Raw genomic sequence first — 14,319 nt, 5'->3', positions numbered from 1 at the left:
AGAGTGAGAGTGCGTGCCGCCGTCATGCGCGGCCTTGGGTCGGTGCGGCGGCGAACGCGACCACCTCGCGAACCACTTGCTCGCGGTCGTTGTCGATGGTGATCATGTGATAGCTGTTGCCCAGCACGACGGCACGCAACGCCGTGTGACGAAGCCCGCGCGCCAGCAAGCCGAGGTTGCCGATACTCGCGACCTCGTCGTCGCGGGCGTGCAGCGCCAGGACCTCGCGACAGGTCACGAGGTCGAGTCGTGCGCGTACGTGGCGAATCAAGCGATCATGTTGGCGCAGGTGCTCGATCCCGATCACCGAACTGCCCGCGCTGGAGATCCTTCGCGTGCGCATGTCGCGCTCGACCCAGGTGCGCACGCGTTCGTTCTTCACGCCGAAGGGCGGGCGCTCGCGATAGCTCCAGAAATGGCCCAGCGGCGTATGGAGTGCGAGTGGAAGAAGAAAGCGCCAGCGTGAGGCTCCCCAACCGTCGATGCGCAGCGTGGTCGACATCAGCACCATGCCGTCGATCCGGTCGCCGCAACGGATGGCGGCCCCAGCGCCAGCGATGCGCCGGCCGAGATGCCGACCAACAGCACACGGACATGCGTGGCGCGCAGCCGCTGGACCTCGCGCTCGATCGCGTCGAGCCATGCGACGAAGCACACCGCGCACCGGCGCCGGGTGTCGGCCTCGAACGAGTAGCCCTCGATCGACAGCGAATGGACAGAACAGTCCAGGGCGCGCAGCGCCGCTTCAACCGGCCCCAGTTCCCGGGGCGTGCTGCAGAGGCCGTGCAGCAGGACCACCGCGGTTCCACCGATCGTCGAGTGGACGGCCGGGCGGCCGACAAATGAATCTCTCGCGTTCACGGCACGCGCTCCTGTGGCAGGTAAGGAGTTCAGGGGCATGGTGTTCTCTGGCTGGCAAGGGGATGGGCGCGGTGAACACTTTTGCGCCCACGACGCGATCCTGCGTTGCAGTCTTTAAGAACTTTTTAATGCCTCTTCGGCACTGAGCATGCTGGCCAGCCCGGCTGTCGGTGAACTCGTAGTCCACCGCCTTCATGGCTTCGAAGGCGCCGGGCGTGTAAGCCCACAGGTAGGTGCGGTGCGTCTTGGCGGTGCGGGACTCGAGCATCGCTACCGGCGTCTCGTCGGCATGCAGCACGCGATGAGCGAGGATGGCTTCCTTGAGCGCGTCCACCAGTGGTGGCCGCAGGCTCAGACCCACGCACCGAGCGTAGAGCGCGGGATGGCCGGGCCCGCGCGGCGTAGTTAAAGTTCTCGGCCACGTCCTCGTCCCGTGCGCGGCCCGGTCTTGCCCGTGCTGAGCTATGTTCGAACAACCTTTGCTGACGCCAGTTCGGGCTCGCTAGGCGCTTCATAGAACTTCTCTGCGAATGCAAACATCTCTGGAGTGACCCCCAAGGCATAGGTGTGACCACGATGTTGGTTTCGCCGTTCGACGCGTTGCTGGCGAACAGCTTGTTCGGCGGTGACGTGGTGCCATTGAGCCTCAACGCCGGTGCTGGACGCATAGGCCCGTGCCGCGTCTCGGCGTGTTCTCCGGATGTAGCCCAGGTCAAGGATCACCACGCCACCGGCCGCCAGGATCTGAGAACCCGTTGTGTAGATCAGGGATTCACAGCGATCGACGCGATCTGAAAACCACACGGGGTTCATCGCCTTGAATTCAAATTCCGAACCCAGATCAGGCTGAAACAAGGTGGCCATCCAGCTGTCGATGGAAAACACGATGCCGCCTGATTGCTCGGCCAATTGGTTGGAATAGGTGGTCTTGCCTGCGCCAATGGGGCCACATACCAGGTGCAAACGGGGAGCATTCTTCATGTTTTTCTTCAGATTGATTGTTGGATATCGTTTTCATGAAAGGCCCATCAAGTCTGAGCCTAGATGAGAGTGAGTCAGAACACGGCCATGCACTAGGGAAGGGTGAATGCTGGCGCTGGCGCATGTGGCAGCATCTGCTGCGGCCCGTGGTGCATCAGGATACTTTTGATGTAGGTCAGCAGCGCTTGGTCCACGCCCAAACCCAGCCGAAGGTCGGGCTCTTGATCGAACGCATCGCGGACCTTGAGCTCTAGTTGTCTGTTCTGACCAAAGTGGGACGCTTGAAACAAGGCGCGCCACCTTGTAGCGAGATCTGCAACACCATCGCTGGCCGGGTCTGTGCCAGCGTGCAGGTGGAGGCGAGCCTGGGCGAGCAAAGGTGCCCATTCGTGAAGGTGCGCCAGCTGTCGCTCCCGAACGATTTCGAGCTCGTCGGGCGTCAGGTAGGGTGCCAACAAGGCTGTGCGTGCGTGAGCAAAGGCACTTACGATCCAGTCCATCATCGCCGTCGTGATGCCATTGATGGCTTGCGCCCTGGGCGACCCCGCCTGCAATGCCGTGAGTTTCGATACCAATCTGGCATCGCCATCCACGGCTTCATGTGCCAGCTGTTTCCATCTCCGGGCCAGGTCCTGAGCCAAGACGCCGTCGGGCTGCGCATCGTGATCCATGGCCGTACGAACCTCGGCGACCAAGGCACGCCATCGGCCGCCCATGTTGGATCTCTTTTCCTCCGCAACCCTCAGCACCGCCAATTCATCGGGAGTAAGGCGGGCCTCCTGCATGATCATCATTTCCAGAGCCTGGAGCCAATCCGTCATTTCCGTATCGATGCCATCCGCTAGCTTGTGTTGCAGACGCTGGAGCTGATCACGCAGGGCCTTGATTCGATTCGACTGCTCTTCCAGTGCGTGCAATTGGGCCGAAATCATGGCAATCGGCGATACGTCGGGGCCATGGAGCAGCGCCTGGATATCGGCCAGTGCGTATCCCATTTGCTTCAGCATCTGGATCTGCTGCAGGCGCATCACGTCGCTTTCGGTGTACAGACGGAACCCACTTGCCGATCTCGAGGAGGGCGACAAAAGGCCGATCGCTTCGTAGTGGTGCAAGGTGCGCACCGTCACCCCTGCCTGTTTGGCAAGAGCCCCAATCTTCAACATCTCAACGACCCTCCATTCTGGAAGGATAGACCCTAACGTAACGTCAGGGTCAAGCCTGTTCTGATGATTCGATGGGGCCTGAAACGAGCCACCTTGATGCCCAAGCACTAAAGAATGGTCAGCATATGTGCATCTCCTTCGCAAGCGCCTGGTCTTCCCACCTTGCCAGATGATCCGAGATCGGGGGCCGTTGACTTCATCGACAGTTTCACCGTCGTCGATCGATGATTCGATGTCTTTCATGGCGCTGTCGTTGCGGACTCTGGTGCATACCACCGATGCGGCAGCAACTCGTCAATGCGGTGGTTGGGGTGCAGCGGCAACCGCTCGAGCACGTCCTTGAGGTAGATCCGCGCGCGCGGAATTCCCTGCCAACTCGGTGAAGTAGTCAATGAGATCGACAACCCCGGTCACATCTCCCGAGCGGCGACGCGGAAGTGCGCAGCGCGCTGTACGTCGCCGCGCACTCGCTGCTCACGCGCAGTGCGCAGTGGTCATCGCTGAAAGCATGGGGGTGCGGCCGGGCCAAGACAGAGGGGGCATCGACGTGCCGCTATCGCGGTAGCCCGCAAGCTGGCCATCATCCTGCACCGCATGTGGGTGCGCGGCTCCGAGTTCCGATGGAGCGCGCCGGAGGCTGTCGCCGTGAAGGCATGACTGCAAGCGTACGAACGACAGCGAGCCGAAGTGAAAGGAATCGAGAATTGACCGTTGAGGTGTAGAAGATGGTCCGGATGAAGCCGTAAATGTCTGCTGCGCAGCACAGCGCGTCCAAGAAGGCGTCCGCGCGCAGCGGCAGCGAGGGCGGCGCCGCCCTGGCCGCGCATTCATGACTTCAGCCCAGGCGGAAGCCTCCAACGCCACGGCATTGCTCGTCGTTCACCGGAGCTACGGGCGCAATCCCTCGATCAGCCCCGCAATATTCGTCACCCCCAACTTCTGGTAGATGGACCGAATCTGGTTGCGCACGGTTGCCGGCGAGCGCTCCAAGGCTTTCGCGATCTCCTTGTATGTCTTGCCCATGGCCATCAACTCGGCAATCACGTGTTCACGCGGACTCAGTTCGTCCACCGGGCGACGCGGGCGCGCATGCAGAAACAGCAGCCCCTGCTGGGTGCGATGCGACAGGACCAGCGTTCTGCCCAGGTAGTGGCCGTTGCCCAGAAGGAAGTGTTCGAGCACCTCACGCGGAATCGCGCCTCCATTCCAGTCGCTCCATTCGCGGCGGAGCATCTCGTCGAAGCCTGCTTCCGAGTAGTAGGGTCGGCGTTCATCAGGGCCACCCAGAAGGTCAGAATCGAAGGAGCGTGTTGCGCGCGGAAGTCCAATCAACGATATCGCTGCGTCGTCGAGATCCTTCAACGGTTCGTACTCCGCCATCATCTCGGGGGACTTTCGATGCAGGTGCAGCGTGTGGATGTCAATGCCCTGATCGGTCAGGGTTGCCGTGCCCCACATCGAAGCATCAAAGGACACCAGCGGCCGGACGCAAGCCAACGCGGCGTCTTGGAACTCCTCCAAGGCCGTCTCGTGTGAGGCGCGGTACAGGCCCAGGAGCAGGGCGCCCCACTCTCCGAGTTCATGTTTCTTCATCCGTGCTGCCGATTATCCATTCCCAATGGCCCTCGAATCGTCGAGCACCAGACCTATGCAGTACCTCGGCAGGATGCAGCTACATCTCCAACCACACGCCGCAGTTCCACGCAGTATTCGTGAAGTAGTGCACGCCCACTAGTCCGTCTGGTGAGTGGTGTGGGCAACGGAATGAGCCTAACGTTGCCCCGTGGTGCGCACTTTCGGGCGCGGGCCAAAACTGACGGCGTGAACTCGACATTTCGCCCGTCAACCCCTTCTGGCTGGTTGAGAAAGGTGGAGGCGCTCATCGCGCGGCCCACCGCCAGCCAGCCTTTTACTGCCGCCTGCCGGGGATCCAGCCACTCAGGAAGACGCTCCGATGCCGTGTGGCCCACGTCCTGTTCTCGATCGTCTTTATCAGGACCGCGTTGCATTCGCGGGCGCCCTCCACTCGATTGATGAGCGGGCCGCACGATGAGCCAGGCCCAGGGCCGACGGGTTGAGAGCGCCTTCATACTGAGTACCTAAAACGATGGAGGATGACATGGGAACAATCGAGACCGCGCACTGCGGCACCTTCGGCCTGGCCCGGTTCGATCGCATGGCTCTGGTGCAAAGGTTTCCGCGTCGCTGCACGCCCTGTCGCCGAGCGTTGCGTCGATCCGGATGAACAGACTGCATCCCAAATCGCAGGCGCAGCTTGGCCCTGTGCATCAACGGCGGCAAGGACCCCACGACTCCCGCGCCGCCAGGTCGTACGGGATCGTGATCTTGCGCGGTGGCGACGTGAGCGCCACCGTTCCGGACAGCCGTTCGAGCAGCAAGGTCTTCGCGTGGGAGGCCACCACCTCCGTGTTGGTGCTCAGGACCGTGATGGCCGGGTCGTGGGTCTGGGCGAAGTCGCTATCGCCGATGCTCACCACCGAGAAGTCCTGCGGAATCCGCCGTCCGGTTTTGGCAACCGCGCGTAGCGCGCTGACCAATATGTGCGTGCCCTGGGCGATCAGGGCCGTGGGTGGGTTGGGGGCGTCGAGCAGCCGGAGCAAGTCGTCGAACACCGAACTCGTCGGGGTCGGCTGCCTCAGGATCAGATCGGGTGGTTCCATCCCGGCGGCGCGGTAGGCGGCCTTGTAGCCTTCGATGCGTCGCCGCACCGGCCGGCTGCCCGCGTTCCAGAGGGCAAGCGCGATCCGCGTGTGGCCGAATTCGAAAAGCCGCGCGCAAACATCCTTCACGCCGTTGGCGTGGTCGAAGAGCACCGCATCCGCCCGAGCGGCCGCCAGATCGCGGTCGTACAGAACAACGGGCATCGGCATCGAATCGACCAACTCGATGAGGGCCGGATCGCGCTCGTGACCCGGTGCGTAGATGACGCCGTCCATGCCGCGCAACTGGAAAGTGCGCAGGATGTCGAGTTCGCGCTGCACGTTGTTCAGGCCATTGGCGAGCAGCAGCATGTAGCCGTCGGCGCGGAAACCCTCTTCCAAGGCCCGGAACGCGCGCGCATACAGCGGGTTCGTCACGTCCGAGAACATGCAGCCGATGGTCATGCTGCTGCGCGAGCGCAGCGTGCGCGCGACGTGGCTGGGCTGGTAGTGCAGGGCCGCAATCGCCCGTTCGACTTTTTCGCGCACCTCCGTCGACACGTTGGCCGCCCGATTGAGGACCCGGGAAGCACTTCCGACGGACACGCCCGCCAGCGCGGCGACATCATGGATGCGGATTTTTCTGTCTTGCATGTGCGGGGAACGCGAAAACGATCCTGAAGGTGAGCGCCCACGGGGTCTCGAGGCGGGAATAAAGGAACCGATTTCAGCACATGTGGCGACCCGGGCCGGCGTTGGTGCCTTTAGGCGTTTTCCCTAGATCAATGAACCGATTCCTTCACTAGTATTTCGAGCCTTTGGTGAACCGATTCATTGAAAGCCATATTTACTCTTTGGAGACCCCCAGTGAATGATCAGCTTGTCAACGCCGCCGTCGTCGGCAGCGGTGCGTATCCGGACGATGGTGACGCAACTGTCTCGCGCCGCAGCCTCCTGGTGGCGGCGTTGGGAGTGGCTGGCGCGCGTGCCCACGCACAGCCGTCGAACTATCCCGAGCGGCCCATTCGCCTGGTGCTGGGTTTCCCGCCGGGCGGCGCCACGGACAACTCGGCGCGGCTGGTCGCATTGAAGATGGCCGCGGTCCTGGGGCAGCCGATCGTGGTCGAGAACCGTCCCGGCGCATCCGGGAACATTGCGGCTGAACACGTCTCCCGCAGCACGGCGGACGGCTATACGTTGTTCTATACGACCAGCACCATCCACGGCATCAACCCCAACGTCTACGCGAAGCTGCCCTACGACCCGGTCGCCGACTTCGAGCCCGTGCTGTACGTGAGCCGCACCGTGCTCGTGCTGCTGGTTCGCAATGACCTCGGCGCGACCTCGGTGAACGAACTCATCGCCCTGGCCAGATCGCGTCCCGGGGCGCTGAGCTACGCATCGGCCGGCCTCGGCAGCACGCAGCATCTGGCGGGGGCACTGTTCTGTCGCCAGGCGGGCATCGATGCGCTGCACGTGCCCTACAAGGGGAGTTCGCCGGCGCTGACGGATCTGATGTCCGGGCAAGTTGATTTCATGATCGACACGGTGTCGGCGTCGCTGCCCTTCGTCCAGGGCGGGAAGCTGCGGGGTCTCGCCGTGAGCGCGCTCGAACGTTCGCCGGCGCTGCCGCAACTGCCGACCATCGATGCATCGGGCGTTGGCGGCTATCAGGTGGCGGCCTGGGGCGGCTTCCTCGTGCCCAAGGGTACGCCGGCTGCCATCGTTCGCAAGCTCAACGCCGCCGGCAACGAAGCGATCCGTTCGCCTGACGTCGTGCAGCGCACCACCGAGACCGGCGGAGAGCTTCAAGGAGGAACGCCCGAACAGTTTGGCATCTGGATCCGTCAGGAGCTGGCGCGCTGGAAGCTGGCAGTGGCTGCCGCCGGGGTGACGCAGCAATGAGCGCAGCGACGGGGCCTTCGCTGGCCGAGGCTGCCCACGCGGGCGGCAGTATCGGCGACATGATCATCGCCGCCATCGGGCGCTTCCCGCAGCGCGTGGCCTTCATCGACGGTGACCGGACGATCGACTACGCGACCCTCGGTCGCCAGATCGGGCAGGCGATGGCCGCCTTTCGCTCGCTGGGACTGCGACAGGGCGACGGTGTGATGCAGCTCGCCGGCAACCGTGTCGAGGTCTTCGTCGTGATGGCCGCGGCCTACCTCATGGGGCTGCGCTCCGTGACGCTGCATGCGATGGGCGGCTACGACGACCACGCCTACATCGTGGCGGACGCCGAGCCTTCGTTGTTCATCACCGAGGCCCCGCACGGCGAGCGGGCCGCCGCGCTGCGCGGAGCTTGCGGTCGCGTCGCGCATTGGTTCTCGCACGGCGCATGCGACGACTTCAACGACTTCTGGCAATTGGCGCGGCGCATGTCGCCCGAGTCGTTGGTGTCTCATGCGCGGCCGGACGACATCATCCGGCTGGCCTACACCGGGGGGACCACCGGCAAGCCCAAGGGCGTGATGCTGGCCAATCGCTCGGTGTGGATGCAGGCCGTGCTGCTGATGGCCGCACGAGGCCTGCAGGCCGGGGCGCGGGTGCTTTGTCCGACCCCGATTTCGCACGGCGCGGGCGCCATGATCGTGCCCACGCTCGCTTCGGGCGGCACGTTCATCCTGCAGCGAGGCTTCGATCCCGGCCGCTTCATCGATGCCCTGGAGACGCATCGCGCCAACGCGGCCTTCCTGGTGCCGACCATGATCTACAAGCTGCTCGACCATCCGCGCTGTGCCACGGCGGATCTGTCGTCGCTGCAGATGCTTTCCTACGGTGCATCGCCGATGGTGCCGGCACGGATTCGCGAGGCGCTGGCGCGCTTCGGCCCGGTGCTGGCGCAAAGCTACGGTCAGACCGAGTGCCCGAGCAACATTCTCCACCTGACACCGGAGGACCACCAACGCACCGATGTCGACACGCTGTCGGCCGCGGGGATGCCCTATCCGGGAGTGACTGTCGCGCTGCTCGATGCCGAGGACCGGCCGGTCGCGCCCGGTGAGGTGGGCGAGCTGTGCGTGCGCAGCCCGCTCGTGATGAACGGCTACTGGAAGCAGCCCGAGCTGACGGCGCAGACGCTGCGCGACGGCTGGCTGCACACCGGCGACATGGCGCGTCGCGACGCGCACGGCTACTACTACCTCGTGGACCGCCGCAAGGACATGGTGATCTCCGGTGGCTTCAACGTGTATCCCAAGGAAGTGGAGGACGTGATCGCACAGCACCCGGCCGTCGCGGCGGTCGCGGTGATCGGCGTGCCCGACGAGCGCTGGGGCGAGGCGGTGAAGGCGGTCGTCGTGCCACGCCAGGGCGCCGCGGTCGGCGCCGCGGAGATCCAGGCCCTGGTGCGCCAGGCCAAGGGGGCCGTCAGCACACCGAAGACCGTGGACTTCGTCGATGCCCTGCCGCTGACGCCGCTGGGAAAGCCGGACAAGAAGCAGCTGCGCGAGCGCTACTGGCAGGGGCTGGCGAGGGCCATCCACTGAACCCATTGAAAGAAAAGCACATGAACCAGACTGAAAGAACATTCGAACGATCCCTGCAGGGGCGGGTGGCGGTCGTTACCGGCGCCGGCTCCCGGGCGGAAGGCATCGGCAACGGCCGCGCGGCGGCGATCCTGCTGGCGCGCGACGGTGCCCGCGTGACGCTGATCGATGCAGTGTCCGAATGGGTGGAGACGACCCGGCGAATGATTGCAGAGGAGGGCGGCGAGGCCGAGGTGGCCGTGTGCGATGTGGGCCGCGACGGCGACTGTCGCGAGGCCGTCGACCGAACCGTGCAGCGCTGGGGCCGCATCGACATCCTCGTGAACAACGTCGGCATTGGCGGGCCCACCGGCACGGCGGTCGACGTGGACTTGCAGGCCTGGGACGAGGCGCTGCGCATCAACGTCACGTCGATGATGCTGATGGCGCGCCACTGCATCCCGCATATGCAGACGCAGGGCAAGGGGGCGATCGTCAACGTCGCCTCGGTCGCGGGCCTGATCGGCGGGCATCCCGGCCTGCTGTACCCGACCTCCAAGGGCGCGGTCGTGAACATGACGCGCGCGATGGCGGCGCATCACGGCGCGCAGGGCATTCGCGTCAACTGCGTCGCCCCGGGCATGGTGCACACGCCGATGGTCTATGCGCGCGGCATGAGCGACGAGATCCGCGAAGTCCGCCGCAAGCGCTCCTTCCTGCAGACCGAAGGCAGCGGCTGGGACGTCGGACACGCGATCCGCTATTTGGCAAGCGACGAGTCTGGCTGGGTCACCGGCACGGTGCTGCCAGTGGATGCGGGCGCCACGGCGGGCCGGCATTCGTACTAGCAGGAGGTCCGACGAGCATGCAGACAACGAAAATGCAGAAGCGACTCGCCGGGCTGGTGGCCGGCGTCCTGCTGGCCGGCGGCGCGTGGGCGGCCGGCTATCCGCAGCGGCCCATCACGCTGGTCGTTCCCTTCGGAACTGGCAACATCGCGGACAACCAGGGGCGCCTCATCGCCCGGCAGCTCGCCGACGCGTTGGGCCAGCCTGTGGTGGTGGAGAACCGGCCCGGCGCCAGCGGGATGATCGGGGCCGAGTACGTTGCGCGCGCGCCGGCCGACGGCTACACGCTCATGTACGGCACGCACGGCACGCAGGCCGCCAACCTGGCGCTGCAGCCGCAGGCGCGCATCGATCCGTCGCGCGAACTGCGGGCGGTGCACTCGCTCTTTCGCCAGTCGACGGTGCTGGTGACGAACGCTGGCACGCCCTGGCAGAGCGTGGCCGACCTGGTCGGCGCGGCGCAGCGCGCGCCGGGGCGCATCTACTACGCCTCGTCGGGCACCGGAACGCAGACGCACCTGGCCGCCGCGCGCTTTCAGGATGTGGCCAAGGTGAACTTCACCCACGTGCCGTACAACAACCAGTCGTCCATGACGGACTTGCTGGCGGGCAACGTGGACATCACCTTCAGCTACACGGAAAGCGTGCTGCAGCACATCGCGTCCGGCCGGCTGCGCGCCCTGGCCATCAACGGCAGCACGCGGCTCGAGGTGCTCCCCGGCGTGCCGACCGTCGGCGAAGCAGGATTCCCCGGCGCGGCGCTCGAAGGATGGTCGGGTGTCTTCGTTCCCAAGGGCACGCCCGATGGCGTGGTCGAGCGCCTGGCACGCGAGATCGCGCGCGCCACGGAGGCTCCCGAGGTCAAGGCGGCGATGGCCAGAATCGGCAGCTATCCGATGGGCCTGTCCGATGCCGCGTTCCAGGCATTTGTCGAAGCCGAGGTGCCGCGCTGGCGTGACATCGTCAAAAGCGCAGGCGCAGATGCGCGCTGACGCGGTGAAAGGAAATTCGATGCTCAAGAGCTACATCGGCAGCGGAGACGCAGACCACATCCGCATCCGCGGCCACGACCTGGTCGACGATCTGCTGGACAAGCACGACTTCGTGGACGTCCTGTGCCTGGCCATCCTCGGGCACTTTCCCGACGAGCGGCTGCGGCGAATGATCAACAACTCGCTGGTGGCGTCGATCGATCACGGCCTGACGCCGAGTGCGCTGGCCACGCGGCTGACGCTGCATGGCGCGCCGGAGTCGATGCAGGGTGCGGTCGCCGCCGGACTGCTGGGCGCGGGCAGCCGCTTTCTGGGTACGGTCGAGGTCAGCGCCCGCTTCCTGCAGGAGGCGCTGCGGGGTCTGGAACACCCCGAGTCGTTGACCGACGAGCAGCTCGGGACTGTCGCCGATGCCGTTGTCGAGCGCTGCCGGCGGGAGAAAAGGAAGATCCCGGGCCTGGGTCATCCGATTCACGTCAACGGCGATCCGCGCACCGAGCGGTCGCTGCGGGAGGCACGACAGGAAGGATACTTCGGCGTGCATTGCCGCTTCGCGCTGCAACTGGCCGCGTCCCTGTCACGCGCAGCTGGCCGTCCGATGCCCTTGAACGCCACCGGCTGCAAGGGCGCCGTCCTGCTCGACCTGGGCTTGACGCCCGAATTCGGCAAGGGGCTCACGCTCATCGGACGCGTCGCCGGCCTGGTGGCGCATGTGATCGAAGAGCGCGACCGTCCGGTCGGGCAGGACCTGTGGGACATGGCTGCCGCAGCCTCGGAGGAGGGCGAGGATTGATGACGAATTCGTCCTCGCCGCGCTGGACACGGCGCCCGCCGCTGTCCAACTGGGGCGATTTTGGCAACGACGACCAGCTGGGGCGCCTCAACCTCATCACGCCAGAGTCGGTGCTGCGCGGCGTGCGCGAGGTGCGCTCGGGGCAAAGCTACTGCCTGAGCCTGCCGCTGACGCTGCCGGGCGGCAACGTGCTCAATCCTCGACGGCATCCGCCTCGACTGTCCCCGACCTTGCGTGACGCGCAGCCCGTCTTCAACCTGGCCATCGGCGATGCCGCCCTGGGGCAGACCGATGTGCTGTGCGACGACGCGGTCCTGCTGCATACGCAGTACTCCACCCAGTGGGACAGCTTCGCGCATGTGGGGCATCTGTTCGACGCGGCCGGCACCGGCGATCCGCAGGCCGTCTACTACAACGGTTTTCGTGCCGGTGAGGACATTGTCGGCCCCGACGATCCCCAGGGCCGGCCGGGCGGCGCGCATCGGCTGGGCATCGACACCTTTGCCGTCAAGGCGATCCAGAGTCGCGGCGTGTTGCTCGATCTCTTCGCACTGTGCGGAACCGAGAGGCGCGCCGTCGGCTACGACGGCTTGATGCAAGCGCTGGATGCCGCTGCCACGGAGTTGCTGCCCGGCGACATCCTGTGCCTGTACACGGGCTTTGCGGACCTGCTGCTGGAAATGGCGGGCAGGCCCGACCCGGCAATGCGCCAGGCGCGTTGTGCCGTGCTCGACGGACGCGACGAGCGTCTGCAGCAGTGGATCATCGACAGTGGCATCGCGGCGCTGTGCGCGGACAACTACGGTGTGGAGGACGTGCCTGCAGCCGGCGCCCACATCTGCGGTGCGCGGCTTCCCCTGCACGAGCTGTGTCTGTTCAAGCAGGGTATTCCGCTGGGCGAGTTGTGGTACTTCGGCGAACTGGCACAGGCGCTGAAGGACGAAAAGCGTGCAAGCTTCATGCTGACGGCTCCGCCGCTGCGACTGCCGGGAGCCGTAGGCTCGCCGGTCACACCGGTGGCAACGCTGTGAGCGCTATTCGTCACGATCGGAGCGACGCCTGTGCGGGCAATGCGCCTGTGATTGTCCGACCAAGCCGCGCGTGGCATGTGATTCAAGCGCGAGCAACGCCCACGCCGAGGCCGCCGTCAACCATCAGCGCGTGCGCGTTCACGTAGCTCGATTCGTTGGAGATCAGAAAAAGGCAGGTGTAGGCCACCTCCCAGCCGGTGCCCTGGCGACCGAAGGGCACGGCGGCTGCACGGCCCGGGCGGCGGCGTGTGGCATCGCGACCCATCGGCGTGTCCATCAGGCCCGGCAGCACCGAATTGCAACGGATGCCCTTGGGCTCGCCGGCCACCGCGATCGCACGTGCCAGCGACACCTGTGCGGCCTTCGACGATTCGTAGGCCGGGTTGCGCCCGGTGTTGCGCTGGCTCGCCAGAGAAGACATCAGAACGATTGACGAACCCGGCGCCATCACCTCCAGAGCCGCCTGGCTGAAGAGCATGTGACTGCGCACATTGACGGCATATTCCTCGTCCCAGTCCTCGGCGCTCTGTTTCGCGAGCGGCAGGGCGCGCGAGATGCCGACATTCAGCACCAACCCGTCGAGCCCGCCGAGCCGTTCGGCGCAGCGGTGCACCAGGGGTGCGATCGACGATGCATCGCGCACGTCGGCCACTTCGGCAAAGGCGCTGCCGCCCTCGCGGTCGATCTGTTCGCAAGTGGCCTCGACGGCCGGTGCCGACATGTCGACGCAGGCGAGGCTGGCGCCCTCGCGCGCGAACAGCAGCGAGATCGCGCGGCCGTTGCCCACTGGCGGGTTGACTTCGGGAATAGGGCGCTGGCCGGCGCCGATCACCAGTACACGGCGGCCTTGCAGCCGTCCGCGGCCGGGCGCGTGGCCCAGCGTTTCGGGGTACATCTGCAAGGAGGGTTCGAGGTCCTGAGGAGCGAGGTTCATGGCAGTTCGTGTAGTGAGTTGTTCTGAATGTAGGAAGGCCTATTCGATGGTTCTGGGAGGCTCGATGTCGACCTCGAAGTTCTCGAGAAACCGGCTCACCAGCATGTAGAAGCCGATGACCAGCACCAACTCCGCCACCTGGCCTTGCGACAGCCGCGCGCACAGCGCCTCGAACATGGCGTCGGGCGCCTTCACGTGCAACACAAGCTGGTCGGTGAACTCGAGCACCATCGTCTCGGTCTCGTCGAGCGCGGACCGGTCTGCGTTCTTCTCGAGCGCGGCAATCTTCTCGTCGGACAGGCCGACGCTCCGCGCCACGCGCTTGTGCTGGTGCACTTCGTAGCTGGCGCCACTCAGGATGCCTGTGCGAAGGATGGCGATCTCGCGCAGCTTCGCGTCGATCGTGTTCTCGCGCAGGATCGCACCGCCCAGCGCAAGAAAGCCTTCGGCCGCCTTGCCCGCATGCGGCAGCATGCGATAGAGGTTGAGCGGAGGCCGCGACGCGATCAGCCGTGTGTACGACTCGGGTGCCTTTTCAAGGTCGAAGTAGGGAATGCGTGCCATGGGTCTCTTTTGATGGGAATGGAGG

Annotated in this window: 15 protein-coding genes and 2 pseudogenes; 7 read left to right on the top strand and 10 right to left on the bottom strand. The window is 65.3% G+C overall.

Translation table 11 applies throughout. The features are described from left to right. Positions 1-22: 22 nt before the first annotated feature. The 6 genes and pseudogenes from AB4Z46_RS23430 to AB4Z46_RS23405 form a co-directional block, all read right to left on the bottom strand. Entirely contained in the window at positions 23-511 is a 489-nt protein-coding gene (locus tag AB4Z46_RS23430) for an alpha/beta hydrolase (RefSeq protein ID WP_442285941.1), read from the bottom strand. Then, complete coding sequence (locus AB4Z46_RS23425; protein ID WP_442285940.1) at positions 502-861, bottom strand: hypothetical protein; 360 nt, start codon at positions 859-861, stop codon at positions 502-504. The genes AB4Z46_RS23430 and AB4Z46_RS23425 overlap by 10 nt, the downstream gene beginning before the upstream one ends. A gap of 142 nt (positions 862-1,003) precedes the next feature. After that, a pseudogene (locus AB4Z46_RS23420) lies at positions 1,004-1,260 on the bottom strand (IS66 family transposase); the annotation flags it as partial. A gap of 63 nt (positions 1,261-1,323) precedes the next feature. Beyond that, a complete protein-coding gene (locus AB4Z46_RS23415; protein ID WP_442285939.1) occupies positions 1,324-1,842 on the bottom strand; it encodes an AAA family ATPase in 519 nt (172 codons plus the stop codon). Between the two features lie 92 nt (positions 1,843-1,934). After that, complete coding sequence (locus AB4Z46_RS23410; protein ID WP_442285938.1) at positions 1,935-3,248, bottom strand: MerR family transcriptional regulator; 1,314 nt, start codon at positions 3,246-3,248, stop codon at positions 1,935-1,937. Next, positions 3,245-3,397: a transposase domain-containing protein gene (locus tag AB4Z46_RS23405; RefSeq protein ID WP_442286052.1), complete on the bottom strand. Its 153-nt coding sequence runs from the start codon at positions 3,395-3,397 to the stop codon at positions 3,245-3,247. The genes AB4Z46_RS23410 and AB4Z46_RS23405 overlap by 4 nt, the downstream gene beginning before the upstream one ends. A gap of 1 nt (position 3,398) precedes the next feature. Between AB4Z46_RS23405 and AB4Z46_RS23400 the strand changes: the two are divergent. Then, positions 3,399-3,662 (top strand): annotated as a pseudogene (locus AB4Z46_RS23400) (IS110 family transposase); the annotation flags it as partial. Positions 3,663-3,893: 231 nt separating this feature from the next. Here the strand turns inward: AB4Z46_RS23400 and AB4Z46_RS23395 are convergent. After that, complete coding sequence (locus tag AB4Z46_RS23395) at positions 3,894-4,598, bottom strand: helix-turn-helix transcriptional regulator (protein WP_442285937.1); 705 nt, start codon at positions 4,596-4,598, stop codon at positions 3,894-3,896. Between the two features lie 695 nt (positions 4,599-5,293). Next, positions 5,294-6,319 carry a LacI family DNA-binding transcriptional regulator gene (locus tag AB4Z46_RS23390; protein WP_442285936.1) on the bottom strand — a complete coding sequence of 342 codons (1,026 nt, stop codon included), beginning with the start codon at positions 6,317-6,319 and terminating at the stop codon, positions 5,294-5,296. A gap of 213 nt (positions 6,320-6,532) precedes the next feature. Between AB4Z46_RS23390 and AB4Z46_RS23385 the strand changes: the two genes are divergently transcribed. From AB4Z46_RS23385 to AB4Z46_RS23360, 6 genes are read left to right on the top strand one after another with little or no spacing between them, the layout of a single operon-like run. Next, the gene (locus AB4Z46_RS23385) at positions 6,533-7,570 is read left to right on the top strand and encodes a Bug family tripartite tricarboxylate transporter substrate binding protein (RefSeq protein ID WP_442285935.1); all 1,038 of its coding nucleotides are present in this window, start codon (positions 6,533-6,535) and stop codon (positions 7,568-7,570) included. Next, positions 7,567-9,153 (top strand): AMP-binding protein, encoded by a 1,587-nt coding sequence (locus tag AB4Z46_RS23380; protein WP_442285934.1) that lies wholly within the window; start codon positions 7,567-7,569, stop codon positions 9,151-9,153. Before AB4Z46_RS23385 ends, AB4Z46_RS23380 begins: the two co-directional genes overlap by 4 nt. Before the next feature lie 20 nt (positions 9,154-9,173). After that, entirely contained in the window at positions 9,174-9,980 is an 807-nt protein-coding gene (locus tag AB4Z46_RS23375; protein WP_442285933.1) for an SDR family NAD(P)-dependent oxidoreductase, read from the top strand. Between the two features lie 17 nt (positions 9,981-9,997). Continuing rightward, positions 9,998-10,972: a Bug family tripartite tricarboxylate transporter substrate binding protein gene (locus AB4Z46_RS23370; protein WP_442285932.1), complete on the top strand. Its 975-nt coding sequence runs from the start codon at positions 9,998-10,000 to the stop codon at positions 10,970-10,972. Between the two features lie 19 nt (positions 10,973-10,991). Then, the gene (locus AB4Z46_RS23365) at positions 10,992-11,765 is read left to right on the top strand and encodes a citryl-CoA lyase (protein WP_442285931.1); all 774 of its coding nucleotides are present in this window, start codon (positions 10,992-10,994) and stop codon (positions 11,763-11,765) included. Further along, complete coding sequence (locus AB4Z46_RS23360; RefSeq protein WP_442286051.1) at positions 11,765-12,796, top strand: cyclase family protein; 1,032 nt, start codon at positions 11,765-11,767, stop codon at positions 12,794-12,796. Before AB4Z46_RS23365 ends, AB4Z46_RS23360 begins: the two co-directional genes overlap by 1 nt. Before the next feature lie 82 nt (positions 12,797-12,878). On the opposite strand, the gene AB4Z46_RS23355 is transcribed toward AB4Z46_RS23360, so the two are convergent. Both AB4Z46_RS23355 and AB4Z46_RS23350 read right to left on the bottom strand, forming a co-directional pair. Beyond that, entirely contained in the window at positions 12,879-13,730 is an 852-nt protein-coding gene (locus AB4Z46_RS23355; RefSeq protein ID WP_442285930.1) for an SDR family NAD(P)-dependent oxidoreductase, read from the bottom strand. Between the two features lie 39 nt (positions 13,731-13,769). Beyond that, on the bottom strand, positions 13,770-14,294 hold the full coding sequence (locus AB4Z46_RS23350) for a carboxymuconolactone decarboxylase family protein (protein ID WP_442285929.1): 525 nt from the start codon (positions 14,292-14,294) through the stop codon (positions 13,770-13,772). Between the last annotated feature and the right edge of the window lie 25 nt (positions 14,295-14,319).

Origin of the sequence: Variovorax sp. M-6 (genome assembly GCF_052114385.1) — a bacterium.
GTDB lineage: Bacteria > Pseudomonadota > Gammaproteobacteria > Burkholderiales > Burkholderiaceae_C > Variovorax.
Note: the sequence above shows the minus strand (reverse complement) of the source record. Positions and strands in the feature narration are given on the sequence as shown.

Coding starts and splice junctions, on each gene's coding strand:
- AB4Z46_RS23415 (WP_442285939.1), bottom strand. CDS start 1,842: ATGAAGAATGCTCCCCGTTTGCACCTGGTATGTGGCCCCATTGGCGCA.
- AB4Z46_RS23350 (WP_442285929.1), bottom strand. CDS start 14,294: ATGGCACGCATTCCCTACTTCGACCTTGAAAAGGCACCCGAGTCGTAC.
- AB4Z46_RS23370 (WP_442285932.1), top strand. CDS start 9,998: ATGCAGACAACGAAAATGCAGAAGCGACTCGCCGGGCTGGTGGCCGGC.
- AB4Z46_RS23390 (WP_442285936.1), bottom strand. CDS start 6,319: ATGCAAGACAGAAAAATCCGCATCCATGATGTCGCCGCGCTGGCGGGC.
- AB4Z46_RS23355 (WP_442285930.1), bottom strand. CDS start 13,730: ATGAACCTCGCTCCTCAGGACCTCGAACCCTCCTTGCAGATGTACCCC.
- AB4Z46_RS23360 (WP_442286051.1), top strand. CDS start 11,765: ATGACGAATTCGTCCTCGCCGCGCTGGACACGGCGCCCGCCGCTGTCC.
- AB4Z46_RS23375 (WP_442285933.1), top strand. CDS start 9,174: ATGAACCAGACTGAAAGAACATTCGAACGATCCCTGCAGGGGCGGGTG.
- AB4Z46_RS23365 (WP_442285931.1), top strand. CDS start 10,992: ATGCTCAAGAGCTACATCGGCAGCGGAGACGCAGACCACATCCGCATC.
- AB4Z46_RS23410 (WP_442285938.1), bottom strand. CDS start 3,248: ATGAAAGACATCGAATCATCGATCGACGACGGTGAAACTGTCGATGAA.
- AB4Z46_RS23430 (WP_442285941.1), bottom strand. CDS start 511: ATGGTGCTGATGTCGACCACGCTGCGCATCGACGGTTGGGGAGCCTCA.
- AB4Z46_RS23380 (WP_442285934.1), top strand. CDS start 7,567: ATGAGCGCAGCGACGGGGCCTTCGCTGGCCGAGGCTGCCCACGCGGGC.
- AB4Z46_RS23395 (WP_442285937.1), bottom strand. CDS start 4,598: ATGAAGAAACATGAACTCGGAGAGTGGGGCGCCCTGCTCCTGGGCCTG.